The sequence below is a fragment of the Thermostichus sp. MS-CIW-38 genome (assembly GCF_054058415.1).
This window is the reverse complement of the sequence record NZ_JBSSAH010000011.1, coordinates 23,389-49,651: the sequence shown is the minus strand read 5'-3', so window position 1 is coordinate 49,651 and position 26,263 is coordinate 23,389. Positions and strand designations below refer to the sequence as shown.

Annotated in this window: 19 protein-coding genes and 1 tRNA gene; 15 read left to right on the top strand and 5 right to left on the bottom strand. The window is 56.3% G+C overall.

Features of this window, described 5'->3' with window-relative positions:
* Window positions 1–18: 18 nt before the first annotated feature.
* Window positions 19–501, top strand: coding sequence for an ABA4-like family protein (locus ACVWXZ_RS05990; protein ID WP_457442053.1), 483 nt, complete (start codon window positions 19–21; stop codon window positions 499–501).
* Window positions 502–1,159: 658 nt separating this feature from the next.
* Window positions 1,160–1,780: a biotin transporter BioY gene (locus tag ACVWXZ_RS05985; RefSeq protein WP_457482281.1), complete on the top strand. Its 621-nt coding sequence runs from the start codon at window positions 1,160–1,162 to the stop codon at window positions 1,778–1,780.
* A gap of 404 nt (window positions 1,781–2,184) precedes the next feature.
* Here ACVWXZ_RS05985 and gshB read toward each other — a convergent pair whose 3' ends face one another.
* The gene (gshB, locus tag ACVWXZ_RS05980) at window positions 2,185–3,132 is read right to left on the bottom strand and encodes a glutathione synthase (protein ID WP_457407055.1); all 948 of its coding nucleotides are present in this window, start codon (window positions 3,130–3,132) and stop codon (window positions 2,185–2,187) included.
* Window positions 3,133–3,385: 253 nt separating this feature from the next.
* Here gshB and ACVWXZ_RS05975 point away from each other — a divergent pair, with 253 nt between their 5' ends.
* Entirely contained in the window at window positions 3,386–4,114 is a 729-nt protein-coding gene (locus ACVWXZ_RS05975) for a pentapeptide repeat-containing protein (protein WP_457482280.1), read from the top strand.
* A gap of 39 nt (window positions 4,115–4,153) precedes the next feature.
* Here ACVWXZ_RS05975 and rpmB read toward each other — a convergent pair whose 3' ends face one another.
* Window positions 4,154–4,390 carry a 50S ribosomal protein L28 gene (gene rpmB / locus ACVWXZ_RS05970; RefSeq protein ID WP_414373986.1) on the bottom strand — a complete coding sequence of 79 codons (237 nt, stop codon included), beginning with the start codon at window positions 4,388–4,390 and terminating at the stop codon, window positions 4,154–4,156.
* Window positions 4,391–4,414: 24 nt separating this feature from the next.
* Entirely contained in the window at window positions 4,415–4,777 is a 363-nt protein-coding gene (locus tag ACVWXZ_RS05965; RefSeq protein WP_414344659.1) for a hypothetical protein, read from the bottom strand.
* 165 nt (window positions 4,778–4,942) lie between these two features.
* Here ACVWXZ_RS05965 and ACVWXZ_RS05960 point away from each other — a divergent pair, with 165 nt between their 5' ends.
* Window positions 4,943–6,055 (top strand): dockerin type I domain-containing protein, encoded by a 1,113-nt coding sequence (locus ACVWXZ_RS05960; protein ID WP_457445470.1) that lies wholly within the window; start codon window positions 4,943–4,945, stop codon window positions 6,053–6,055.
* A gap of 1 nt (window position 6,056) precedes the next feature.
* Here the strand turns inward: ACVWXZ_RS05960 and ACVWXZ_RS05955 are convergent, their stop codons facing one another.
* Complete coding sequence (locus ACVWXZ_RS05955) at window positions 6,057–7,274, bottom strand: RNA-guided endonuclease InsQ/TnpB family protein (protein WP_457482279.1); 1,218 nt, start codon at window positions 7,272–7,274, stop codon at window positions 6,057–6,059.
* 446 nt (window positions 7,275–7,720) lie between these two features.
* On the opposite strand from ACVWXZ_RS05955, the gene ACVWXZ_RS05950 reads away from it, so the two are divergent.
* From ACVWXZ_RS05950 to ACVWXZ_RS05935, 4 genes are all read left to right on the top strand, one after another.
* Window positions 7,721–8,860, top strand: a complete 1,140-nt coding sequence (locus tag ACVWXZ_RS05950; RefSeq protein ID WP_457403628.1) for an NYN domain-containing protein — start codon at window positions 7,721–7,723, stop codon at window positions 8,858–8,860.
* Between the two features lie 216 nt (window positions 8,861–9,076).
* Complete coding sequence (locus ACVWXZ_RS05945; protein ID WP_011432688.1) at window positions 9,077–9,694, top strand: HD domain-containing protein; 618 nt, start codon at window positions 9,077–9,079, stop codon at window positions 9,692–9,694.
* Window positions 9,695–9,764: 70 nt separating this feature from the next.
* Window positions 9,765–10,202, top strand: a complete 438-nt coding sequence (locus ACVWXZ_RS05940; RefSeq protein ID WP_011432689.1) for a peroxiredoxin — start codon at window positions 9,765–9,767, stop codon at window positions 10,200–10,202.
* Window positions 10,203–10,250: 48 nt separating this feature from the next.
* Window positions 10,251–11,078 (top strand): M15 family metallopeptidase, encoded by an 828-nt coding sequence (locus ACVWXZ_RS05935; RefSeq protein ID WP_457403630.1) that lies wholly within the window; start codon window positions 10,251–10,253, stop codon window positions 11,076–11,078.
* A 106-nt stretch (window positions 11,079–11,184) separates the two neighbouring features.
* On the opposite strand, the gene ACVWXZ_RS05930 is transcribed toward ACVWXZ_RS05935, so the two are convergent.
* Window positions 11,185–11,256 (bottom strand) — tRNA-Gly (locus tag ACVWXZ_RS05930).
* A 152-nt stretch (window positions 11,257–11,408) separates the two neighbouring features.
* Here ACVWXZ_RS05930 and zds point away from each other — a divergent pair.
* The 7 genes from zds (at window position 11,409) to ACVWXZ_RS05895 (ending at window position 26,003) form a co-directional block, all read left to right on the top strand.
* Window positions 11,409–12,848, top strand: coding sequence for a 9,9'-di-cis-zeta-carotene desaturase (zds, locus tag ACVWXZ_RS05925; RefSeq protein ID WP_457440780.1), 1,440 nt, complete (start codon window positions 11,409–11,411; stop codon window positions 12,846–12,848).
* A 479-nt stretch (window positions 12,849–13,327) separates the two neighbouring features.
* Window positions 13,328–16,927, top strand: coding sequence for a helicase-related protein (locus ACVWXZ_RS05920; protein WP_457482278.1), 3,600 nt, complete (start codon window positions 13,328–13,330; stop codon window positions 16,925–16,927).
* 698 nt (window positions 16,928–17,625) lie between these two features.
* Window positions 17,626–20,655: a DUF1156 domain-containing protein gene (locus ACVWXZ_RS05915; protein ID WP_457441296.1), complete on the top strand. Its 3,030-nt coding sequence runs from the start codon at window positions 17,626–17,628 to the stop codon at window positions 20,653–20,655.
* A gap of 69 nt (window positions 20,656–20,724) precedes the next feature.
* A complete protein-coding gene (locus ACVWXZ_RS05910) occupies window positions 20,725–21,372 on the top strand; it encodes a Uma2 family endonuclease (RefSeq protein WP_414329080.1) in 648 nt (215 codons plus the stop codon).
* Between the two features lie 47 nt (window positions 21,373–21,419).
* Entirely contained in the window at window positions 21,420–21,992 is a 573-nt protein-coding gene (locus tag ACVWXZ_RS05905; RefSeq protein WP_457441355.1) for a Uma2 family endonuclease, read from the top strand.
* 37 nt (window positions 21,993–22,029) lie between these two features.
* Complete coding sequence (locus tag ACVWXZ_RS05900) at window positions 22,030–22,602, top strand: Uma2 family endonuclease (protein WP_457441299.1); 573 nt, start codon at window positions 22,030–22,032, stop codon at window positions 22,600–22,602.
* A gap of 38 nt (window positions 22,603–22,640) precedes the next feature.
* Entirely contained in the window at window positions 22,641–26,003 is a 3,363-nt protein-coding gene (locus ACVWXZ_RS05895) for a Swt1 family HEPN domain-containing protein (RefSeq protein ID WP_457441301.1), read from the top strand.
* Window positions 26,004–26,263 lie beyond the last annotated feature (260 nt).

Sequence of the window (26,263 nt, the reverse complement as noted above, 5' to 3'; positions counted from 1 at the left end):
CGTTGGGGGCTGCCAAGCATGCTGGAGATGATCTTTAACGGGGCCAACTGGTTTGCTCTGCCCTTTTGGGCAATGATGATTCTGTTGCCGGGTTGGAAGGTAACCCGCAAGGTGATGGAATCGCTTTTGCCCATCGCTATTTTGGCGGCGGTTTATTTGTATCTTTTGGTCACCGGGTTTAATGCCGATGTTCTCAAGGAATTTTCCGACCCTCAACTGTCTCTGACCAGCTTAACTGGCCTATTCAGTCAACCCGCCGTTATGGCGACGGGATGGGTCCACTACATCGTCATGGATTTGTTTGTGGGCCGCTGGATCTTTTTGGAAGGGTGGGATAAGCGAGTATGGACAACCCATTCCCTGATTTTGTGCTTGTTTGCTGGGCCTGTGGGTCTGCTCTCCCATTTGCTTACGGTGGCGATTGTACAAGCAACTCGCCAGAACCGGCCCAGTGTTGCTCAACCTGAAAAAGGCTCAGAAGTGCCGCAAGAATCCATCTAGCCCCTGCTTGGCTTTATAGCTCTTTCCGAGTTCATGGGGAATCTGCAGGTGAGCAGAATCCCTATCCCACAAGAGATGGATTTGTACTGCTGTGATGACTGTCATTGAAAAAAAGCTGTACTTATGGTTTTGCCCGTGGGATCTCAGATCCTGACCGTCTGAGCTAGAACGCCCTTCTCCTGATTTGCCAATGAAACCAAGGATCTTGATCTCAGCAGCCACTGGCCAAGAATCTGCCTTGCTCGAGTTGTTGAAACAGCAACACGCCTTGGTCTCGCGGTTTTGCCTGGTTATCGAGGGATCCCTGGCCCCCACAGGCTGACGACAAGAACCGTTGCATCTGGGGAAGAATGGCACGCTCAACTCTTCGAAGAAAGCACCCCAGCTTTCGGTCGGATGCACGGAGTGCAAAATGAGCAGCCTGGGATCATCCTCCACCTCAGCGTTGCTGCCACACGGCGATGGGGGAGCTGGGCTCTATCTGCTTGGCTTGCATCCCCGGAGCAGAATTCCGGACACACAACCGGCGAAAAGGCGGTAACCGAATTCTTGTATTCTGAAACCCTGACATACTCCCCGCCCTACTGGCTTGCTTCCGCGCAGCGATGGGACGGGGCCTTAAGCTCAGTCTTCGGGTAAACAGGAGTGCAAACCTCTCATGACTGCTACCTTTGTTCACGCACCCTTGGCGCAAGCCGTTCTGCCTCGCCCTTCCCGAACTCGGGATCTCCTGCTGGTTCTGGGGGGAAGTTTGTTCGTAGCTGCCCTGGCTCAGGTGCGGATCCCTCTGCCCTTCACGCCGGTACCGATTACCGGACAAACCTTTGGGGTAATGCTGGTGGGGGCAGGCTTTGGGGCACGGCTGGGCTTTCTCACGTTGCTGGTGTACCTGCTGGAAGGGATCCTGGGATTGCCCTTCTTCAGCGGTGGCGGATCCGGGCTTGGCCACTTGGCCGGGGCGACGGGGGGCTACCTGTTGGCTTTTCCCCTGGCTGCAGGGCTGATGGGTTGGTTGGTGGAGCGCTGGGGCGTGGATCGCAACCCCTGGAAGATGGCGCTGGCGATGTTGTCCTGCTCGGCTCTGATTTTTTTGCTAGGAGCCACTTGGCTAGGGGTGTGGCTGAACCAGAATGTTGAGCCCACCTCGATCTTGGCCGTCCTCAACAAGGGGGTCTTCCCTTTTATTCCAGGAGACTTGGTGAAGTGCGGACTGGCGGCAGTGCTGCTGCCCACCATCTGGCGCTGGGTGGGACGGGAAAGGCCACCGGCTGACTCGTAACCCACTGGGCAAGAGCAGCAACTCTAAAGACCGCTCCGGCAAAGCAGAAGGGGCTCGGGATTAGCCTCGGGTCGGAAAATCTAAAAAAAAGATAACAGCTCCGAGGATTTGGCCTTTTTTCTGAGATTCTAAAAACTGTGCTCAATACGGTGTTCAATACGGCCTATTCATGGAGCTTTTCTTTATATTGCTCTAGAGTTTTATAAGTCGCTGACTGGTCGCGATAGAGCCCCCTTGTGGGGCTTTTTATTTTCTAGCTGCCGACCAAAAGAAGCTGATCTCAGCCTTAAGCTATAATTATGTCTTTCTGAATTCATGGGATCCCTATGGATTCCCTGGATAGACGGGATCCCTGCCATGCAACAGACGCGCCGGATCCCAGAAACATCCTGGTGGGTAGTCATTCAGTCCTTGACGGGCACCTTCTTTTCCAGCCACTGAGCCACTTGATCTGCCAGGTCAACTCCTTCCAACTGACAGAGTTCTCGCAGCATTGTTGGGCTGGTCACGTTCACTTCGGTTAGTCGTTCCCCGATAACATCAATCCCGACAAAATACAGCTTCTCCTGCCTGAGCACCGGTGCCAAAGCCCCGCAGAGAGCCCGTTCTTTTTCGGTAATCTTTGTTTTTTCCACTCGACCGCCGGCAGCAACATTGCCCCGAAAATCGCCCTCTCCAGGGATCCGATTGACGGCGCCCAAAGGTTCTCCTTCCAGCAACAAAATGCGTTTATCTCCTGCCGCCGCCTGTGGCAAATACTCTTGCACCATCACGGGCAGCCGACCAAATTGGGTGCTCATTTCAATCAACGAGTTGAGGTTTGGATCCCCGGCATTGACCCTCAGGATCCCTTCCCCACCTTTGCCACCCAAGGGCTTGAGCACCGCCTGTCCTTCCTGTTCAACAAACTGACGCAGCAGACGCTTGTTGCTGCTGACGCGGGTGCGCGGGATCCACTCTTGGAATTGCAGGGCATAGAGCTTTTCGTTGGCCGAGCGGATCCCGGCAGGATGATTGAGCACCAGCGTGCGGCTGGGGGAGAGACGATCCAAAAGGTAAGTGGCATAGAGATAGGCCGCATCTACCGGCGGATCCTTGCGCATCCACACCGCCTGCATTTGGCTCAGGGGCAGCAGTTGCCGGTCTTTGACCTCATACCAGGGATCCGCTTGCAGATCCAACCGGATTTCCTCAAGGGATCCCCACGTTTCCCCTTGATCCCAGTAGAGATCCGCCAGGCCCAGGCAGAAAATGCGGTGCCCCCGTTTCTGCAGGGCTTCCATCAGGGCAATGCTGGTGTCATGGCCCACCTGCAACTGGGGCAACGGGTCAACAATGAAAGCTACCTGCATGGGAGGTGCGGTTCACTCACGAAAGGCTGCCCCGAGTATGCAACAAATCGGAGCCGATGGCTCTCCCCCGGTAGGCTGTTTCCACAAGAGAAGGCCCCCTCTGGAAAGCTCGATGCAGAGTTGTCTTTTTAATATCCTCTTAACCTCGACAGGCGACGCAAACGTTAGCTTGATAGGTGGAATCCCCAGTTGGCCCTCAGTTCTCGGCTGGGTTGACCGGATTTCTGGCCTAACTGTGAGGAATGCTCCATCTGTGAGTGCTCCCCCTTCTCAACCCTCAGAGCCGGTTCGCATTGAAACCACGCGGGACTTGCTGGAAGCCTTGCGTGAGGGGCGCTCCCTGGTGGGTGCCAACCTGGAGAATGCCTACCTCTCGCGGGGCCTGTTCGACCGCATTCAGATGCCCAAATCCAATTTGACGCGGGCTAGCCTGCGCTCGATCAGCCTGCAGCAAGCCGACCTACGTCTGTGCAACTTTCGCCGCGCTGAGCTAGAGCGGGCCAATTTTACCGCCTCAGATCTACGGGGATCCAGCTTTAGCCAGGCTCTGGGGGACTACAGCAACTTTACCGCCGCCAAACTGGACAAAAGCAGCTTTCAGGGGGGCCGTTTCAGCCATTCCATCTTTCGCGAAGCCAGCTTGGTGGCTGCTAATCTGGCGGAGGGGAACTTTTTTGCCGCCGACTTCCGCCAGGCCAACCTATCTCGCTGCAACCTCTCCCAGGCTGCCTTGGTGAGTTGCCAGCTTCAGTTTGCCAACCTGGAACAGGCCATTTTGGTGGGGGCCAACCTACAGGATGCTCAGATTGAAGATACGCTCTTCAGTGGAGCCGATTTTACCGATGCCAAACTCTCCGACGAAATGCGCAAGCTCTTGATTGAGCGGGCCAGCGGCACCAACGAGCTTACCCAACGGGATACCCTCAACACTTTGCTGGCGGGTTTGCAGCCCAAGTCGCGTAAGCTTTTTGGCTTGCTGTGAGGTTGGAGCTGTCAGACACAACTGGGCTGAGGAGAAAGCTCAAAACCGGCTGAGGTCGATCCCAGCTTCCCGGGCCATGGCTCCTATCCCTTTGGCCTTGAGAGTCTTCAAGGCTTTGGTGGAAAGGCGCAGACGAACAAACCGCTTACCCTCTTCCCACCAGATGCGCTTCCACTGCAAATTGACTTCCTGCAGGCGCTTGGTGCGCCGGTGGGAGTGGGAGATGGCAAAAGCGTTGTTGCGTTTCTTGTTGGTTAGTTGGCAGCGACGCGCCATGGGATCAAAGCAAACTCAGCCTAGCTATCGTAAGGCATCTTTTTGTTGGGCAGCAAGCTGAAGTTGACTTTGCAACTGGGCTAGCTCTGCCTTCAGTCGGTCAAAGGTTTGTTGGCAGTGGTTAACGCTTTTTAGGGGCAGCTCTTCATTTTTGGCAATGCAGGTCACCTGTACAGAGCCGTCGGCAGCCTGACGGGTGCGATCCACAAACACTTCCACCGTCACCAGTTTGGTGTGGGGATTTTTTCCGGGAGGCTCGCCGGCCACCCAATAATCAAGGCTGTTGTGGAGGATATTGAGTTGGCAGCGCTCCAAAACAGCGCGGATCGACTCGCTGAGCTGCTCGGCTGAGCCCACAAGCTGGGTAACGCAAGAGTATCGAGCCATAGAACAGGCAAGCCACCACGGTTATTCTACCATTAAGTTTTCGGCTCCTGCAGCCAAAGGCGAACCGGCAAAATTGCGCTCAAGAGTACTCTACACCGGCTCGGTTAGCCCTGCTGCGAGGAGGTGAATTACGTTAGAACATGAACAACTCCCAGGAGAGTTGCCATGTTTAGGGTCTCCTGTTTGGCTCATTCTCTTTTGCTACTGGGATCCCTGGGCCTGGGTTGGATAGGCGTGTCTTTTGCCCACGCGCAGCCCTTTCAGGCGGGCGACCTGGATGGGGATGGCCGTTTGACGGTGCAGGATCTCAACCTGTTGGGGGCCTACTTGCGGGGAGAACGGGGATTGACCGACGACCAGATCCGAGCTGCCGATGTCGACCAGGATGGACGGATCACAGAAGCCGACTGGCAAGTGTTGCAGCAGCGCATTCAGGCAGCAACGGATGTGCCCACAGGACAGGTGCAGTTGGATTCCGCCTATTCGGGACAGGTGGTGGATCGGCTGACAGGGCAGCCCTTGGCCGGGGCGGAGGTGGCCATTCCGGGGGCGGGTATTTCGGTGCGCACCGATGCCCAGGGTCGGTTTCGCCTGCCAGGGCCGCTGCCGGCAGAAGAAATTTTGGTGGCGCGGCTGGAAAATTACTTGCCCTATTCCCAAAGTACAGGCAACGGTCAAGCCAGCGGGGATCGGCCTTGGCAACTGCAGTTGGAGCGCTGGGATCCCAACACAACTTTGGTACTGGAGGCGAATGTCATCCGCCTGGGGGATAACCAGTACTCACCGGAATCGGCTGCCGCCGGGCAATTTTTGGGCCCTGCCCAAGGGGTGGAGATGACCCGCTCTTTCACTTTGCAACGCCTGCCTTCGCGCCCACCGGTTTTGCGGATTGGATCCCTGATTGGGTTGGATACAGCTGCCGCCTATCGGGCCGGTCAATCCCGGATCCCCAGTGCCAACATGTCTCCCATGCAGGTCATCCTGAACGGAGTGGAAGTCGAACAGATTCACCTGGGGGGAGATAACCTACAGATTCCCCTGCCGCTGCAACCTCTGCGCCTGGGCCTGAACACTGTTACCCTGCGCACCGGCAAAACCCTGATTCAGCCCCCCATGGTCACCCGTGGTCCCCAAGTGCCGATCAGCATTCCCCTTTTCGGGGGATCCCTGCACATCTCGGTGCCGCTGGGAGGTGATACAGTCATCCGGCACGGTGGAGCCTGGGTGGATCATGACGATGTGCAGTTGGCTAACGTAACCATCGAGATCCCCAAGTAAACTACCCGGCCCTGACTGCTTCGCAGTACGGGGCGGGCTTTCGGTAGCCCTGCAGTTGGCAAGCCAACCACGGGCCTCTAGGCTGGTTTACGACAGCCCCAAGCTTGGCAATCATGTTGGCCCCATTCCAGTCCGCATCCCCTTCCCATCCACAGTGCCCACACTTGAACGACTTACCACTGCGATAGGATTGCGCAGGGTCGGGATGGATGTGCAAACACCGGTGGCAGGTCTGCGACGTGTAGGCAGGCGGCACCAGAATCAAGGTAACCCCTGCACGCAGAGCCTTGTATTCCAGAAACTGCCTCAGCTGGTAGAACGCCCAACTGTTGGCCCTCCTACGCTCTGTTTTACCGCGTGGCTGTTGATTGACCCTTTCCCGGATCCTTGTCAGGTCTTCCAGAGCAATAGCGCTGTTGGTAGCTTTTGCCCTAGAGACAATAGCTTTAGAGATGCGATGATTGACCCACACTTGAAAGCGTCTCTCCTTGCCAGACAGCCGTTGCAACAGTTCTCTGCATCTGCGCCGCGAACTGCGTGTGCCCTTACTGGCTTTGCGTTGGAGTACCGCCCTCAACCGGGAGTAGTGGTCTCGGACTCTGTTCAACTGCTGTCCATTCCAGTTGTCCCCCTCTGACGTATGGGCAATATCTGTCCTTCCAAAGTCCACCCCGATCACCTTGTCGGTATCTTGTTGCTTGGGTGGTTTTTTCTCTACGCAAATCTGGATGTAGTAGGAGCCATCCTTCCGCTGGACTAGGGTGGCCGATTTGGGGTTAGAACCAGCCAGCATCCCACGCTGGTAGTTACCAATGGCTAGCTCAAAGCGTTCTCTCCCTTCCACCGTGGTCAGCGACACCGTCCAGTCTTTCTCGCGGAACGAAAAGATACGAGCGTCATAGGTCGCGAAGCCCCCCTTGAACGCTTTGACGGGGCGGTTTTTCTGTCGGGTAACCTTGCGGGCACCGGCCAGCCGTCTGCAGACCTGCTGGTCGCGTAAGCGGGACGTAGTCCTTGCCAAGTTACTGGACAAGCCGAACCGGGCACGGATTTCGCGGTAGCACAGAGATTGAAGTTTAACGGCGTTGGTGACTTTCTCGGGCGTGTTTTGGTTGACCCAGTTCAACGCCTGCACAAAGGCATCCAAGGTCGCGTCCAACTTTGCGGCCTGCGACTGGGACACCTTGAGCTTACAGGAGACGGTCAGGACTTGGGTCATGGTTCTATCGTAACTTCCGCATTCCTCCCGACACTGACCCTACGGGTACAGTGCGGGGCTCCTGCGATTTCTAGCTGACCCTGCTCCGTTCAATGGTTTTACGGCCCATACCGTCAGCCAATAGCTTGGACGTTGAATCCAGGTTGAGCGGGCCACGGGGCCTGTCGGTCAAGAGGAACAAGTTTGAGCCTGCTTTCGATAACTGACTCGATATCTGATCCGTTTGCTCAACAAGGGAAATACGTTTGTCCAGCGATTGGAAGATTCCCCTTCCAACAGCCGGCATACTGCAGTTGCTGAATTGCTCCTCTTCGATGCCTCTGGGAGTTCTGGGCATCTCGATCTTCGAGAGGGATCCCTGAGGTGGCCCATGTGAGTGAGGTGAAATCCCGGCAACCGAGCAGATCGATAACCCAAACTGAGGAGAGCTGACTATGAGTATGAGTATGAATAGGGCTTCTGCCTTCCCCTTAACCTGGCTGTGGACGGGATCCCTGGCCCTGGGAGTGACGGCCCTGGTGACCCGCCAAGCCATCTGGGGGCTTTTACCTTTGGCCGTGGCCTATCCTGCCATCCGCCGTCACGAAGAACAGCTTGGCCAAGCTCTGGAGCAAACTTGGATTCAGCAGCAGCAGACAGCAACCCGACTGGAGACCCTGCAGGCGCGGTTCGAGGCGCTGGAGGCTCGGCCCACCGTTGATCCGTCCCCCATGCAGCAGACCTTGGCTTCCCTAGCTGAAGCCATTCAGTACCTGGAGCGGAAAACAGAGGTTTTAGAGTCCATCTGGCTACAGCAGCAGCAGCAGACGGCAGCCCAACTGGAAACAGTTCAAGGACGGATCGACGCTCTCGAAGCTCGGCCCACGTCTCATCTGTCCGTGCGGCAGCAGCTAGCCCCCACCACCCAGGCCATCCAGCACATTCAGCAGCGGTTAAAAGCTGTGGAGCTGCGGTTGAATGCTCTGCCGGTATCCCAGCCCCAAGTGACTTTGGAGCAACTGGAGTTGGTGCAGGCGCAACTCCAACACCTGCAGCAGCTGGTGGCATCCCAGCCGAACCCTGCTTTTCCCCGCAAAGCCCTGGGGGTGTTCATCGACGCGGCCAATCTCCACGCCAGCGCCCAGCAGTGGGGATCCCATCTCGACTATCCTAGTCTGCTGAGTTGGCTGGCCCAGGGCAGATCTGAGATGGAAGTGCATGTCTACAGCGGGGTAGATCGCCACAACCTAGCTCAGCGTCGTTTCCTGCGAGAGTTGAGAAAACAGGGCTATCGGGTGGTCACCAAGCCGGTGGTGATCCACGCCGACGGCAGCCGCAAAGCCAATCTGGATGGGGAGCTGATCGTGGACTTGATGGCGATGCACTCCCACTACGAGACGGTGCTGCTGCTGAGTGGGGATGGAGATTTTGTGCCGGCCCTCAAGCATATCCGCCGCCAAGGCTGCCGGCTGGAGGTAGCCGCCTACAGGCCGAACACAAACCCGGCGTTAATTCGGATAGCCGACCAGTTCGTGGATTTGTGCGCTTGGCAGGGAACAGGAACGCTGGTGCCGCTGCCTGCAAAACAGACTCCGGCCACCGGCTAAACCTTGCCATCTCAGCACAGTTACATCGATCCCTGACTCCCCTCTCCCAAGGCAGGGAGAGGGGCTGGGGTTGAGGGTAGGCGGCACAGCGTCTTAACCTTGTTTGAAGTGATCAGAAGTGCTCATCCCATTTTCTGATTTGCAGTCTCAACGCCTGAGACTCGCTTGGATCAACCTTGCCCCAGCAGTCAACTTAACCCCAATTGGAGAGTCCAGATGTCAACGCAACTCACACAGCGGTTTGTGCAGGCAATGCACTATGCCCATCGCTGGCATGCTTCTCAAACCCGCAAGGGAACCGGGATCCCTTACCTCAGCCATCTGTTGGCCGTAGCAGCCATCGCCCTGGAGCATGGGGCGGATGAAGATGAAGCGATTGCCGCTCTGCTCCACGACAGCCTAGAGGACGGCCCCCACAACACAGGCGAGCCCCGGGCCCAGATTGAGCAACAGATCCGGGAGCACTTTGGAGAACGGGTGCTGCAGATCATCCTGGGATGTACGGATACCGAAAGCGATGGCTCCCGAGGCGAGCCCAAAGAAAACTGGAAAGAGCGCAAAACCGCCTACCTGAAGCACCTGGAAACGGCAAATGCCTCGGTTTTGTTGGTGGCCGCCTCTGACAAGCTGCACAACGCCCGCTGCATCTTGCGGGATTTTCGCCAACTGGGGGATGAACTCTGGCAGCGGTTTTCCGCCGGAAAAGAGGGATCCCTGTGGTATTATCGATCGTTGGCAGAGATTCTGAGGCGACGGCTGCCCGGCAATCTATCGGCGGAGCTTCAAGAGCTGGTGGCTGAGTTGCAATGCCAAGCTGGAGCGGTAATGCCTTGACAGAGACAAGCAGGGCTGAAGAAAATGCTGAGGGCAGCCCTATTCATCACACTTTTTGGGTCACGCACCTATGGTTCTCGCTGTTGGCACCCCTGCTCCTGGGTTCAACACCACTGACACCCAAGGCAACCAGGTTTCGCTGGCTGATTTTGCAGGCAAAACCGTTGTCCTCTATTTTTACCCCAAAGACGACACCCCCGGCTGTACCAAAGAAGCCTGTGGATTCCGCGACGCCTACGCCGACTACCAAAGCAAGGATGTGGTGGTGCTGGGGGTGAGCATGGACGACCAAGCTTCTCACCAAAAGTTCACCGAAAAGTACAACTTGCCTTTCCCCCTACTGGTGGATAGCAGTGGGGTGATTACCCGCGCCTACGATGTGGATGGGGGCGGCTATGCCAAGCGGGTGACCTACGTCATTGATGGCGAGGGCAAAATTGCCAAGGTCTACCAGAACATCAATACCGAAACCCATGCCCGCGATATTTTGGCGGATTTGGGTTTGTAGAAACGCTGCCTCTTTTCAGTACTCCTCGCTAGATCCCGGCCTTTGCGCATGAACGACGACATTCCGGTCGCCCGTCGCCAGTCCACTCCGGCGAAAAAAGCGCAAAGTTCGGTGCCTGCCCTGAGGTCCCGTCTAGTCTTGGGCCTGGTGCTGGTTGGGCTAGTGCTCCTGGCGGGTTGGGGGATAGAGAAGTTACCGGGATCCCAGCAGGCGGCGGATCCCCAAGTTCTGGAGGAAGCCGGTCAGCCCCCTCTGCCGCAGCCAACTATGCAGAATGGGCGACCTTCTCTGTTGGGGCACTATGCCTATTCCGAAGCCCCTGCAGATAGCTTGCGGGTGGTGGGCCACTACCACGGTCGTGAGGTGCGCCTACGCCAGGCGGCTGCTGAAAGTTACCTTCGCATGAGTGAAGCAGCTCAAGCTGCCGGGATCCGCCTTGTCCCCATTTCCGGGTTTCGCTCCATTGCGGATCAGGAATTCTTGTTTTTTCAATTGGCTCAATCCCGAGCCTTGCGACCCGAGGAACGAGCTGCTGTCAGTGCTCCCCCTGGCTATAGCGAGCACCACACTGGCTATGCCATCGACCTTGGGGATGCCGGGTTTCCGCAGTGGGATACTCAAGAAGCCTTTGAGACCACCCCGGCCTTCCAGTGGCTGCAGAGCAACGCGGCCCGCTTTGGCTTTGAGCTGTCTTTCCCCAGAAACAACCCTCAGGGGGTAAGCTACGAACCCTGGCACTGGCGCTTTGTGGGCGACCGTGACAGCCTGGAGACCTTCTACGCTCCCCAAATCAAACCATTCCCAAATCAGCCCAATCAAACCGAGACCCCTACTCTCCCCTCTTCCAGAGGGAGAAGAGCTGGGAGTGAGGGCTGACTCCTTTGGGGAGAGAGGAAAGGGGGAGCTCCTTGGGACTACCGTCACGGCCCTCTCCCTTGCAGGGATCTCATTCCCCTCTTGAATGGGTTCACAAGCCTAAGCAAGCGGATGACGCGATTCGAACGCGCGACCGTCTCGTTGGCAACGAGAAGCTCTACCACTGAGCTACATCCGCGTCGGGAAACTTATGATGGCAAGTTTTGCGGTGGTTTGTCAAGTCAGGGATCCCCGGCGCATTTTGTTCCAGAATGAGAGAAGTTCATCTTTCTTTGCAGTTGCGCAAAGTCTGGGCGGGATCCCGGGCAGCGCCTGTTTGAGGGTATTGCTATGCGGGTAGCCATTATCGGGGCCGGATTGGCCGGGTTGGTGACGGCAGTCGATTTGGTTGAAGCAGGACACGAGGTGCAGCTCTACGAGGCGCGGCCTTTTGTCGGCGGCAAGGTGGGATCCTGGCAGGATGCCGATGGCAACCACATCGAGATGGGGCTGCACGTTTTTTTCTGCAACTACAGCAATTTGTTTGCCCTGATGAAAAAGGTGGGGGCCTACGAGAACCTGCTGCCCAAGCAACACACCCACACCTTTGTCAACCGAGGTGGGCAAACGGCCAGTCTGGATTTTCGCTTTCCCCTGGGGGCGCCTTTCAACGGCCTCAAAGCTTTTTTCACCACCGAGCAGCTCTCTTGGGCGGACAAGCTGCGCAACGCCTTGGCGCTGGGCACCAGCCCTTTGATTCGCGGCTTGCTGGACTATGAAGGGGCAATGCGGCAAATTCGCGCCTTGGATCGGATGAGCTTTGCCGATTGGTTTCGGCGGCATGGGGGATCCGAGGGTAGCCTGAAGCGGATGTGGAACCCGATTGCCTATGCCTTGGGCTTTATCGATACAGAGCAGATTTCTGCCCGCTGCATGCTGACGATCTTTCAGATGTTTGCCAGCAAAACAGAGGCCTCCAAGCTCAATTTCCTCAAGGGATCCCCGGACACCTACCTCACTCAGCCCATCGTCCGCTACATCCAAGCCCGCGGGGGCCAGATCCACACCCGCAGAGGGGTCAGTCGCATTGAAGTGAACGACTCTCCTCCCTACGCGGTGACCGGCTTGCTCTTGGCCAATGGAGAGCGGGTGGAGGCAGATGTGTATGTGTGTGCAACGGCGGTGGAAGGGGCCAAACGGCTGATCCCGGAAGTATGGCGGCAGTGGCCTCAGTTCGACAACCTCTACAAGCTGGAATCCGTACCGGTGGCCACGGTGCAGTTGCGCTTCGATGGCTGGGTGACGGAGCTGAACCCCCAAGGCCAGGCCAAACGAGCCAGCCAACACCCAGAGGCTCTGGGTATCGACAATCTCCTCTACACCGCCGATGCCGATTTTTCCTGCTTTGCCGATCTGGCCCTCACCAGCCCCGCCGACTACTACAAACCCGGCCAGGGATCTCTATTACAATGCGTGCTCACGCCGGGGGATCCCTTCATTTCCATGCCCAACGAGCAAATTGCCCAGCACGTGTTGCACCAAGTCCACGAGCTGTTTCCTTCATCCCGGCAACTGAACATGACCTGGTACAGCGTGGTGAAACTGGCCCACTCCCTCTATCGAGAAGCGCCGGGCATGGATCCCTATCGCCCACAGCAAAAGACCCCAATACCCAACTTCTTTTTTGCCGGCAGCTACACCGCCCAAGACTACATCGACAGCATGGAAGGGGCCACCCTCTCCGGCCACCTGGCTGCTCAGGCCATTCTGGCTGCCCACAGGGATCCCTGATAGGAGCATGACTCTAGTCAATAATAAGCTCAACTATACTGAAAATAATGTATAATATGTTCAGTACGGATTACTACCAGTTGATCTTTCTGTTTACTTTCGAGTCTGCCAACATGGTAGCCAAAGCAAAGCAGAAAATTGGTAGTAAGACGACACGGAAACTGCGCTTTGGGTATTCTACTCAAAGCTTTGCGGGATACCGCCATTCTGTTTGGACTCCGTCCCGCTAACGCGAATGGAAACAAACAGAATGCTATCGCTGCATAGTTGAACAGTGATGTTCAGCAGTGTTCAGCGTAAATGTATCAGGACTTAAAACCGGCTTAAAACCGTCGTGAAGCCGCTTGCCAACTCCAAACTGCTGTCTCCTTTTATGGAAGAAGGGGACTTTTGCTGTGGGAAAAGAGCTGGAAGTGAGCGCAACATAGCAATGGGGAGCTGGAACAGGCTCCGCTCGCAGCTCTGGAAACCCGCAGTTTATGGCTCGACTGGAAGATCTCACCCCTGGCGCCAAGGTCAAAGGGATCCTGCCCAATCAAACCGTTGCCATCGTGAGTGTGAGGTGGTACGGCAGCAGCACCATCGAGGCCATCTACAAAGACACTCAGGGGCGTCTCCATTCAGAGCTTCTGTTTCGGGATAAAGAGCCAACCCTAGAGGTGGTAGCCGAGGGATCCCTTGGCAACTTCGAGGGAGACGGCGCCTTATTTCGCCTAGCTTCAGAGGCCTATCGGATTCGGCTGGCGCACCTGTTTGATCCCTTGCTGGCCGTTCACACCTCTCTGGTAGAACCCCTGCCCCACCAGATCAGCGCCGTCTATGGGGAAATGCTCACGCGGCAGCCGCTGCGGTTTTTGCTGGCCGATGACCCAGGTGCCGGCAAAACCATCATGGCAGGGCTTTTGGTTAGAGAGCTATTGATTCGAGGTGACTTGCACCGCTGTCTCATCGTTTGCCCGGGGAGTCTAACGCTGCAGTGGCAAGATGAGATGGTGCAAAAGTTTCATTTGCCCTTTGAGATCTTGACCAACGATCGCATTCAAGCCGCCCGAACTGGCAACCCTTTCCTGGAGATACCTCTTCTCATTGCCCGCCTCGATAAGCTCAGCCGAGATGAGGCCCTGCAGGAGAAACTGAGGCAAACTGATTGGGATCTGGTTATTGTTGATGAGGCCCACAAACTCTCCGCATCCTTCTTTGGGGGAGAAATCAAAGAAACCAAGCGTTACAAGCTGGGCAAGTTGCTCTCGCAGCTAACACGCCACTTTTTACTGATGACAGCCACTCCCCACAACGGTAGAGAAGAAGACTTTCAGCTTTTTTTGGCTTTGCTGGATGGGGATCGCTTTGAGGGGAGATTCCGAGATGGAGTTCATACCTGTGATGCCTCGGATTTGATGCGGCGGCTGGTGAAAGAAGACCTGCTCAAGTTCGATGGCAAGCCTCTCTTTCCCGAACGGCGAGCTTACACCGTCCAGTACGTCTTGTCTGACCTGGAAGCCAGGCTCTATAAGGAAGTGACCGATTACGTGCGCGAAGAGTTTAACCGCGCGGAAGCTTTAGAGCAAGGTAGCCGCAAAAGGACGGTCGGTTTTGCTTTAACCATCCTGCAACGTCGGCTAGCCTCTTCTCCAGAAGCGATCTACCAATCCTTGCTGCGAAGACGAGAGAGACTGCAGCGGAAGCTAAAGGAAGAACAATTGCGCAGCCGGGGAGACAACCTTGCTTTTACCACTTCCCTGCTAGACGAAGAAGGCTGGGATGAGGATTTTGAAGACTGCCCTGCTGAAGAGCGGGAACCGCGAGAAGAAGAGCTGGTAGATCAGGCAACTGCCGCCCGCACAATTGTCGAGCTGCAGGCAGAAATTCAGCGGCTGCAGGAGCTGGAAAAATTAGCCTTGCAAGTGAGACGTAGCGGCAAAGACCGCAAGTGGGAGGAGCTATCGAAACTCTTGCAAAATCAGGGGGAGATGTTTGATGCCGGCGGACATCGGCGCAAGTTGGTTATCTTCACCGAACATCGAGATACCCTCAACTATCTGGCTGACCGAGTGGGGAACTTGCTGGGCCAACCGGAAGCGGTGATCACCATTCACGGCAGCATGGGTCGAGAAGAGCGCAAAAAAGCCGAGGAAGCCTTTAAACAGGATCCCGCCGTTCAAGTACTCATTGCTACCGATGCTGCGGGAGAAGGGATCAACCTTCAACGGGCCCACCTGATGGTGAACTACGACCTGCCTTGGAACCCCAACCGCCTGGAGCAGCGCTTTGGGAGAATTCACCGCATTGGTCAAACCGAGGTCTGCCACCTGTGGAACCTAGTGGCCGAGGAAACGCGGGAAGGAGATGTCTACTTGGCTTTGCTGAAAAAAATAGAAATCGAGCAAAGGGCCTTGGGGGGCAAGGTCTTCGATGTCCTGGGCAAAGCGATTGCCGGTCAAGAACTGCGAGAGCTGCTGATCGAGGCCATTCGCTACGGGGATCGTCCAGAGGTCAAGGCCCGACTCAATCAAGTGATTGCAGATCGCCTAGACCACGAGCGGCTCAGGGAACTCCTGGCAGAACGCGCCCTGGCCCACGACTCGATGGATACGACCAAAGTGCAGCAAATCCGGGCGGAAATGGAGCGAGCCGAGGCCCGCAAGCTCCAGCCTCATTTCATTGCCTCCTTCTTCCTAGAAGCTTTTCAACGCTTGGGTGGCACCATTCGAGAGCGGGAACCCAAACGCTATGAAATTACCCATGTGCCGGCAGCAATTCGCAATCGCGACCGCCAGATTGGGTTGGGCGCACCCATCTTAAAAAAATACGAGCGGATTACCTTTAACAAAAACCTCATCAGCGTCCCCAACAAGCCCCCGGCAGAGTTCATCTGCCCAGGCCATCCCCTGCTGGATGCCACTCTGGACTTGGTTTTGGAGCAACACCGAGATTTGCTCAGACAGGGATCCATCCTCGTCGATGAAAACGATCCCGGCGAAACACCACGGATACTGGTGTACCTAGAGCATGCCCTTCAGGATGGGCGCCTAGACCGAAATGGCCAGCGACGGGTTATCTCCCGACGGATGCAATATGTGGAGATCTTTCTCCCCGCTCCCCAAGGGCTAGGAGGAGGAGAGAGCGTCAGGGTAAGAAGCGCCGGCTATGCTCCCTACTTGGACTACCGGCCCCTAACTCCCGCAGAGCGCGACCTTGTGAAAGCGAAAGCTGGATCCCACATCCCCCAGCTCTCGGCTTCAGAGGTAGAAAGCCAAGCCATCGCTTACGCCATTGAGCGTTTAGTTCCCCAGCATTTCCAGGAAATCAAAGCTCAGCGGGAAGAATTGATCAACAAGACGGAGCTGGCTGTTAAAGATCGCCTCACCCGAGAAATTAACTACTGGGATCATCAAGCTGCACAGTTGCGGCCGCAAGAGCAAGCCGGCAGGCCCAACGCCAAGCTCAACTCTGCCAAGGCTCAGCAGCGGGCGGATGAGTTGGCGGATCGCCTTCAGAAGCGCCTATCGGAGTTGGAGCAGGAGCGCCAGCTATCCTCCTTGCCGCCGGTGGTAACCGGGAAAGCCTTGGTGATCCCCATCGGACTGCTGCAGCGGCTACAGGGCAAGCGAGGGTCAACCCCTACCACCTTTGCCCGCGAAACCCGGCGAGTAGAACAAGCAGCAATGGCTGCCGTTATGGCCATAGAGCGGGCGTTGGGCTACGAACCTCGTGATGTCAGCGCTGAAAACCTGGGCTATGATATCGAATCCGCTGGAAGGGAAGGCCTTCGCTTCATTGAAGTCAAAGGCAGAGTTGAGGGAGCAAAGACGGTAACCGTTACCAAAAATGAAATCTTGACAGCTCTCAACAAACCCGACCATTTCATCCTGGCTTTGGTAGAAGTGCCAGCCGATCCCGCCTTTCCAGAAGGGGATGCCTTCAGGGTAAAGACCCCTGCAGGCACCTACACCGTGCCGGGCGAAGGCTGCCAGGTGCGGTATGTGCGGCGGCCTTTTCAACGGGAGCCGGATTTTGGGGCCAGTAGCGTCAACTATGATTGGAAAGAATTGTGGAATCGAGGAAGGGATCCCAAATAGATACTAACTTTCATTGGTAGGATGAATTCATGCTACTGGAATTGCGGCAAATCCATGTTCCAGCAGGTCAGCGAGTTGTCTTGCAGCCCAACATGGCTTGTCCAAAATCAAGATGCCTTAGCTTGTGGGGGCGTGGGGTAGCTAAGCCCCGCACTGTACCCGTAGTGTCAGTGTCGGGATACAGATACCCCCACATGATGTATGATGGGAGTAGTTGTATAAAACGGCGTTGCCGGAATCTGGTACAACTACGCGGTAGGGCATTCCGTGTCTGCGCGTGGAGGGTTCTTGCGAAGGCTCCCCGATGAAGCGCGAAGCCCACGCTGTACCTGTAGGGTCAGTGATGGGAGTATGTCACTTGTTCTTGAACAGGCTGGAGCCATCTTTTCGTTGAGCCCGCCTTCCCCTCAGACTAAACTCTAAACTGCAGCCTGTTTAACCCGAGTAAACTACCCGACACCAACCGCTAGGCGGTACGAAGCGGGCTTTTAGTAGCCCTGCAGTTAGCAAGCCAACCACGTTCGCGAAGCGAGCCGTAGGCTTGACCTCTGGGGTGGTTTACAGCACCCCCAATCGACCGTTACCAGTGCCTTAAACAACCGTTTCTGGTGTCCGCAGTATTATTATAGCATTCCTCCCGACACCGACCCTACGGGTACAGTGCGGGGCTCCTGCAATTTCTAGCTGACCTTTGTCTAATGAGCCGCCGCAAGAAGCTGATTGAAGTTGCCCTGCCCCTCGAAGCCATCAATCTGGAATCGGCTCGCGAGAAATCCATCCGCCATGGTCACCCCAGCACCCTACATCTCTGGTGGGCGCGGCGACCCCTAGCAGCCTGTCGGGCAGTGCTCTGGGCTTCCCTGGTCGATGACCCTTCCAGTTGGCCGGACAAGTTCCCCACCGAGGCCGACCAAGAGCGAGAGCGGCAGCGGCTGTTCAACATCCTGGGCCGCATAGAGATCGAACAGGGGAAGCGGGTCGTGCGGGGTCTGGTGTCCTGGGATGACGTGAACGATCCAAACTCCGGCGTGCTGGAGGCAGCGCAGCGAGAGATTGCCCGATGTCTGGCCTGGGATCGAGGAGAAGAGCCCCCTACGGATCCGGCAGCAGTTAGAGAATACATCGCCAAGTACGCGCCGCCCGTTTACGATCCCTTTGCCGGTGGCGGATCCATCCCGTTGGAAGCGCAGCGCTTGGGGTTAGAGGCCCATGCCAGCGATCTCAACCCGGTGGCGGTGCTGATCAACAAAGCATTGATTGAGATTCCGCCGAAGTTTAAGGACAAGGCCCCCATCAACCCTGAAGATCGGGCCAAGAAGCACATCTCAGCCTGGCGGGGTGCCCAAGGATTGGCAGCAGATGTCCGGTATTACGGGGCTTGGATGCGGAAACAAGCCTTTGAGCGCATTGGACATCTCTATCCTCCCTGTTCAAACCCCTTAGGCACAGAGGAGTTGACGGTGATTGCCTGGTTGTGGGCGCGGACGGTGACCTGTCCAAATCCAGCCTGCCGCTGTCAGATGCCCTTGGTGCGATCGTTTCAGCTTTCGACGAAGAAGGGGAAAGAGGCTTGGGTAGAGCCAGTGGTGGTGAATGGGGGAGAGAACGCTTCTGCTCCCTCGATCCGGTTTGTGGTCAGGTCAGGTAAGGGCAAAGCGCCGGAGGGAACCGTAGGCCGCAAAGGAGCACGCTGCATTGCCTGCGGAACACCTGTAGCTTTGGAGTATGTGCGCCAAGAGGGCCGCGCCGGACGTATGGGAGCGCAACTGATGGCCATTGTGGCGGAGGGACAAAATGGCAGGGTGTATCTATCACCTCAACAAGAACACGTTGAAATTGCTGAATCAGCACAACCTACTTGGAAGCCATTGGGAGAATTACAAGGTAAATGCCGAGTTAGTGTTCCGTTATACGGAATGAATACTTTTGCCGACCTCTTCACACCTCGGCAACTGGTGGCCCTCACCACTTTCAGCGACTTGGTGGCGGAAGCACGGGAAAAAGCCATTGCCGATGCCAAGGTGGTACGCACCGCTGACGCGACTGCCGCCGGACTCCCCAATGACGATGTGCCCTTGGCTGAGGGTGGAACAGGAGCTAGAGCCTATGGAGAGGCGATTAGCGTTTATTTGGCGTTTGCTGTCGATCGATTAGCAGATAGATGCTCAGCAATTTGTAGCTGGGATGTTGGATATGCAAAAGTTCGGAATACATTTGGAAGACAAGCTATTCCAATGGTTTGGGACTATGCAGAATGCTGCCCCTTCAGTGAATCAACTGGAAATTGGATAGCTTGTGTAGATTGGGTTTGGAAAGTAGTGGAAAAATCCTCTAACTTCATGAATGCTCAAGTCACCCAACACGACACAACAGTCCCTCACCTTCAGGACACCATCCCCAAAATTATCTCCACTGATCCTCCCTACTATGACAACATTAGCTATGCCGATTTATCAGACTTCTTCTATGTTTGGCTGCGCCGTTGTCTCAACTCTGTATACCCCGATCTTTTTAGCACTCTTTTGGCTCCCAAGGATCAAGAGTTGGTAGCTACTCCCTACCGTTTTAGTGGAGACAAGCAAAAGGCTAAAGAGTTCTTCGAGGCAGGATTAAGTAAGGCTTTTAACCGAATTCGCGGCATTTCTCATGCCGATTACCCGCTCACGGTTTACTACGCCTTTAAGCAAACGGAAGAAGACACCTCTCCCCAAGGACAAGGGGAAGATGAAGAGGATGATGACACGGACAAGCCTATCCCCCTCTCCCGTACTGGTAGGGGAGCCAGGGGTGAGAGCCCAGAGCGCATGAGTGGCCGAGTCTCTACGGGTTGGGAAACCATGCTCGAAGGCTTGATCAGGGCTGGGTTCACCATTGACGGCACTTGGCCTCTGCGAACCGAACTCGCTAACCGCATGATTGCATCTGACACTAACGCCCTCGCTTCCTCCATCGTTCTAGTCTGCCGTCCTCGTCCTGCCGATGCGCCCAAGGCTACCCGTCGCCAATTCCTTGCCGAGCTGAAGCGCGAGCTGCCCAAGGCGCTTAAACTTCTGCAGCAGGGCAGCATTGCTCCTGTGGACTTGGCCCAAGCCAGCATCGGCCCCGGCATGGCCATCTATTCCCGCTACGCTGCAGTTTTGGAAAGCGATGGCTCGCCCCTGACCGTCCGCACTGCCCTGCAGCTGATCAACCAGTACCTAGATGAATATCTCAGCGAACAGGAAGGGGAATTGGATGAGGGCAGCCGCTGGGCCACCACTTGGTTTGCCCAATATCAATTTGAGCCAGGCCCCTACGGGGAAGCAGAAGTCCTCAGCAAGGCCAGAAACGTCAGCATTGAGTCCCTTGAGGAACTTGGGATCCTAGAAGCCAAGGCCGGCAAGGTGCGGTTGTTGAGAAGAGAGGAAATAGCCCAGAGAAAAGAAAAGGGAGCAGATTCCCTCTCCTTGCTCCTTGCTTCCTCCGCCTGGCTCATCACCCAGACCCTCATCCACACCCTCGATCGGAAAGGAGAAATGGAAGCCGCCGCTCTCCTGGCTGTCTTGGGAGATAGAGGTGCGGTTGCCCGCGATCTGGCCTATCGGCTCTATACCCTCTGCGAAAAGAAAGGCTGGACTCAAGAAGCCCTAGCCTATAACACTCTCGTCATTGCCTGGCCGGAAATTAACCGGCTAGCATCCGAAATGAAGAAAAAGCAGCATGATCCTTTCCAGCCCAGCTTGCTTTAGCCCCCTACCTCTGGGCGAAGCAAAGCCTAAAAGACCTCAGAGATTTCTATCCTTACACCCAACCAGACGATGGTCACCCTCCAGCTTCGACAACTCACCATCCCACCCGGCCAGCGCCTGCTGATTCACAATCTGAATTGGTTAGACTTTGAAGCCATCCTAGATGAGCTGGGCGAAAAGCGAGCCAGCCGCATTGCCTACAGCGATGGGATATTGGAAATCAGAATGCCCTCACCCAAGCATGAGCGAGAAAAATCCATCATTGGAGACATTGTCAAAATCTTGCTAGAGGAACTGGAAGTTGACTGCGAATGTTTTGGGTCAGCTACCTTCAAACAGCAAGCAATGAACTACGGGATCGAACCTGATGAATGCTTCTATATCCAAAATCACCAGGCCGTGATTGGCAAAGATCGGCTGGATCTATCTGTTGACCCGCCTCCGGATCTGGCCATCGAAGTGGATGTTACTTCCAAAACCCAGATTGAGGCTTACACCCGCCTAGGAGTGCCCGAACTTTGGGTTTATCAAGGCAACCAGCTAACCATCTACATCCTGCAATCCGGCCAATATCAGGCTTCTGCCACCAGCCCAACCTTTCCTCAGCTACCGATTTTAGAGTGGGTGCCAGAAGTCTTGGCCCAAAGTCGAGATCTGGGTAGAAGTCCAGCCCTTCGTGCCCTTCGCCAAAAAATACGCTCCATCTTAGGGAATTAATACGAGCCATAGGCCACGTACTCTGAGAGTTTTGCCCAAAGAAGATGATGCTTGCCCTCAACCTGCAACCGGCTTTGAATTTAACCGATGAAGTTTTCGAACAGCTTTGCCGGCAAAATCCTGAGCTGCGCCTGGAACGCACTGCCCAAGGAGAACTGATTGCCATGGCCCCTGCAGGCAGCGAAAGCAGCCGTCAAAACTTGAGCCTCAGCGCCCAGCTCTGGCAGTGGAACCGGCAAACCCAGCTTGGTGTAGCCTTTGACTCCTCTGCAGGTTTTGCCCTGCCGAATGGGGCCATCCGCTCTCCCGATGCCGCTTGGATTGCCAAAGAGCGCTGGCAGCAGCTTACCCCAGAGCAGCGCCGTCGCTTTGCTCCTCTTTGCCCTGACTTTGTGCTGGAACTAAAGTCTCCTACTGACGAGCTGGCTATCCTTCAGGCCAAGCTGCAGGAGTACCTGGACAACGGATCCCAACTGGGCTGGTTAATTGACCCAGAAAAGGGCCAAGTTTACGTCTATCGCCAAGGTCAGCCGGTGCAAGTTTTGGAGCGACCTACCAGCTTGTCTGGGGATCCGGTTCTCCCTGGCTTTGTTGTGGATCTCACTTTAATCTGGGAGTAGCGCCCCCGGGCCCTGAGTTGCTCTGCAGGCAAAGCTTATGATTGCCCTCAACCTGCAACCGGCTTTGAATTTAACCGATGAAGTTTTCGAACAGCTTTGCCGGCAAAATCCTGAGCTGCGCCTGGAACGCACTGCCCAAGGAGAACTGATTGCCATGGCCCCTGCAGGCAGCGAAACTGGATTCCGCAATGCCGACCTGCTGGGCCAACTGTGGCAGTGGAATCGAGGCAAGAACTTAGGTTTTGTCTTTGACTCTTCCGCGGGCTTTGCCCTGCCCAATGGGGCCATCCGCTCTCCCGATGCCGCTTGGATTGCCAAAGAGCGCTGGCAGCAGCTTACCCCGGAGCAGCGTCGTCGCTTTGCTCCTCTTTGCCCCGACCTTGTGCTGGAACTGAAGTCCCCCACTGACGAGCTGGCTATCCTTCAGGCCAAGCTGCAGGAGTACCTGGACAACGGATCCCAACTGGGCTGGCTGATCGATCCAGAAAGCCAGCGGGTTTACGTCTACCGCCCAGGTCAGCTGGTGCAAGTTTTGGAGCGGCCTACTAGCTTGTCTGGGGATCCGGTTCTCCCTGGCTTTGTTGTGGATCTCACTTTAATCTGGAAATAATCGACCCACCCCCTAACTTCAATTTCATTCAATCACTTATGGCTATCAGCAACCACGAACGAGTTGGACGCGCCCTCAACCTTCTGCGGCAGGGGCTTTATCCTTTTGTCGTGCGGGAGATGCAAGCCTTCCATGGAGAGAAGTGGCTGACAGTTGTCGCCGACAACCTGCCCGAGCGCTCTCCCAAATTCAAAAGTCCTGAGCAGATCCTGGAGGAAGATGTTTTAGCGCTGCTGACTCTCATGTGGGAGCAGTGGAACACCGTCTTCAGGCAAACTCTGGGACAAGCGGAGCGCACCCTAGTCAGCGAGCTGCGCAATACCCGCAACACCTGGGCCCACACCTGCACTTTTGGTTTTGACGATGCCTATCGCGCCCTCGATAGCGTTGCCCGACTGCTGAGCGCCATTGCTGCCCCCCAAGCTGCCGAAGTTGAAAAACAAAAACAAGAGCTACTGCGACTGCGCTTCGAAGAACAGGCCAAGCGGGAAAGCCGTCGCGCTATGGGATCCCCTACAGAAGGTCAGCCCCAGGCTGGCCTCAAGCCCTGGCGCGAGGTTGCCACTCCCCACCCCGATGTGGCTTCAGGTCGCTTCCAACAAGCCGAATTTGCCGCCGATCTTTGGGAAGTCTACCTGGGCGAAGGTTCGGATGAGTACCGGGATCCCGTCGAGTTCTACCGCCGCACCTACCTTACCGAGGGATTGCAACAACTGCTCACCAATGCCCTGAAGCGCCTCAGCGGCCAAGGGGGGGATCCCGTGATAGAGTTGCAGACCAACTTTGGCGGCGGCAAAACCCACGCCATGCTTGCCCTCTACCACCTCTTTGGAAGAGGGGCTAGGGGTGAGGGCCCCCTACCCGGCACAGAGTCTCTTCTCCAAGCCGTCGGCCTGCAGAGACCACCTCAAAACGTCAGGATAGCCGTCCTGGTGGGGAACAAGCTCCAGCCCAGCGGCATTCCCTCCTACAAGCCTGAGCACGCCCAGCAAAACCGCCCCCTGATCCGCACCCTTTGGGGGGAGTTGGCCTGGCAACTGGGAGGTGCCGAAGGCTATGCGCGGGTGCAGCAGGCCGACGCAACTTCCACCAACCCCGGCGATGCGCTTAAAGTCTTGTTCAACCGCTATGCCCCTTGCCTGATCCTAATCGATGAGTGGGTGGCCTATGCTCGCCAACTCCACGACAGCCCTGACCTAGCCGGCGGCAGTTTCGACACCCAGTTTACCTTTGCCCAAACCCTGAGCGAATCGGCCAAGAACGCAAAAGATACACTGCTGGTGGTGAGCCTTCCTTCTTCGGATATCGAAATTGGCGGGGAGCGGGGCAAAGAAGCTCTGGTTCGCCTGAGAAATGCCATTGGCCGGGTGGAATCCCCTTGGCGGCCCGCGAGCGCTGAAGAAAGCTTTGAAATTGTCCGCCGCCGCCTGTTTCAGCCCCTCACCAATCCCGAGCTATTTGTGCAGCGGGATGCCGTGGTGAAAGCGTTCATGGATCTCTATCGCAGCCAAAGCCAGGAATTTCCCAGCGAGTGCAAAGAAAGTGACTACGAACGCCGCCTCAAGGCTGCTTATCCCATTCACCCAGAGCTGTTTGACCGCCTTTACTCCGACTGGTCTACTCTCGACAAGTTTCAACGCACCCGCGGTGTGCTACGGCTGATGGCCAGGGTCATCCACACCCTCTGGGAGCGAAATGACCGCAGCCTGATGATCCTGCCCGCCCACATCCCCATGGACGATCAACAGGTACAAGCAGAGCTGACCCGCTACCTAGACGACAACTGGCTGCCGGTAATCGACAAAGACGTGGATGGCCCCACTTCCCTGCCCCTGACTCTCGACCGAGATCACCCCAACCTGGGCCGGTATTCCGCCTGTCGCCGGGTTGCCCGCACCATCTACATGGGATCCGCCCCCACCCTGCGGGCCGCCAACCGCGGCATTGAGGAGCGCCGCATCAAGCTGGGCTGCGTGCAACCGGGAGAACACCCCATCACCTTCGGCGATGCCCTGCGGCGGCTATCCGACCAGGCAACTTACCTATACGGAGATGGCAGTCGCTACTGGATTTCCACCCAGCCCAACGTCAACCGCACTGCTCAGGAGCGAGCCGAGCAACTGTTGAGGGACGAGCCCCACACCCTCTGCCAAGAGATCATCCGGCGCCTCAAAGCCGACAGAAATCGCGGTGAGTTCAGCGCCGTTCACGTTGCCCCCGACTCCACTGCCGATATTCCCGACGATCCCACTTTAGGCGTGCGGCTGGCGATCCTGCATCCTCAGTATTCCCATAGCCGGGGTAGCCAGGATAGCCCTGGGCGAGTCTGGGCTGAGCAGGCCCTCCAGCGTCGCGGCAGCGGCCCCCGCTACTACAGGAACATGCTGCTGTTTTTGGCGCCCGACAAAACCCGCCTGGAAAGCCTAGAACACAATACCGCCCAATACCTAGCTTGGAAAGGGATCCTGGAAGACAAAGATCTCCTCAACCTAGATGCCTTCCAAACCGCCCAAGCCGATACCAAGCTGCACCAATCCGAGGCTGCTGTTGAGGCTGCTCTGCGGGAAACCTATCAATGGCTGCTGATCCCAGCCCAGCCTGATCCCCAAGGCAGTCTAGAGTGGAAAGAATGCCGACTGCAGGGGCAAGATTCCCCCATTTTGCAAGCCAGCCGCAAAGCTGTCCACGAGGGGGATCTGGTTACCGCTTACTCTGCCATCACCCTCCGCCTGGATACGCTGGATAGATTCCTCTGGCGCGAGGCTGATCACATCGATCTCAAACGACTGTGGGAATGCCTGGCCCAGTACCTCTACCTACCCCGCTTGAAAGACCCATCCGTTCTTCTAAGAGCTGTAGAAGACGGGGTAGCCTCAACTGCTTGGGAGGATAGCTTTGCCTACGCAGAGGCCTTCGATGAGTCCAAAGGCAAATACCTCGGCTTGCAAGTGGCAGCCATAGTCAAGCCCAGCATCGGTTCCAACAGCCTGCTGGTCAAGCCAGAGGTTGCCCGCCGTCAATTGGAAGCCCTTCAAGTTCCTTCCCCAAAGGCGCCCTGCATCTTCCCAGACAGCACTCCGCCTCTTCCTGGCCCCGGCGAGGAGGATTCCCCAGTTACGAATCAAGGAAATCAAGTTTCCCAGCCGGCGTTGCCGAGGCGATTTTACGGCAGGGTGGAAATGGATCCCCTGCGGGTCAACAGAGATGTTGCAACCCTTGCCGACGAGGTCATCCGGCACCTGACCAATCTGCCAGGAGCCACTGTCAAAATTACCCTGGAAATCGACGCGGAAATACCGGAAGGCTTACCGGAGAGCGTGAGGCGCACGGTAGCGGAAAACTGCCGAACCTTAAAGTTCTGCACCCTGGAGTTCGAGGACAATCCGCATAGTCATTTTTAAGCGGGAATGAAACTTTTTCCTTAGCATTGTGCACTAGCTGATACATTCACGCTGAACTCTCCTGAACATGGTTCAGGAAAGAAGCGATCGCATCCTGCCTATCTCTGAGCAGGAAGGCGGTATCCCGCAAAGCCCTGAGGAATACCCCCCGAGCGCTTTCCCCCTTCACTTCCCGGCAACCGTTGCGGTGGACTCAAGGATCAGGGGGAAACTTGGTCTACTATATCCCTCTCAATGACTTTTGCCAAACCGCCTAAAGC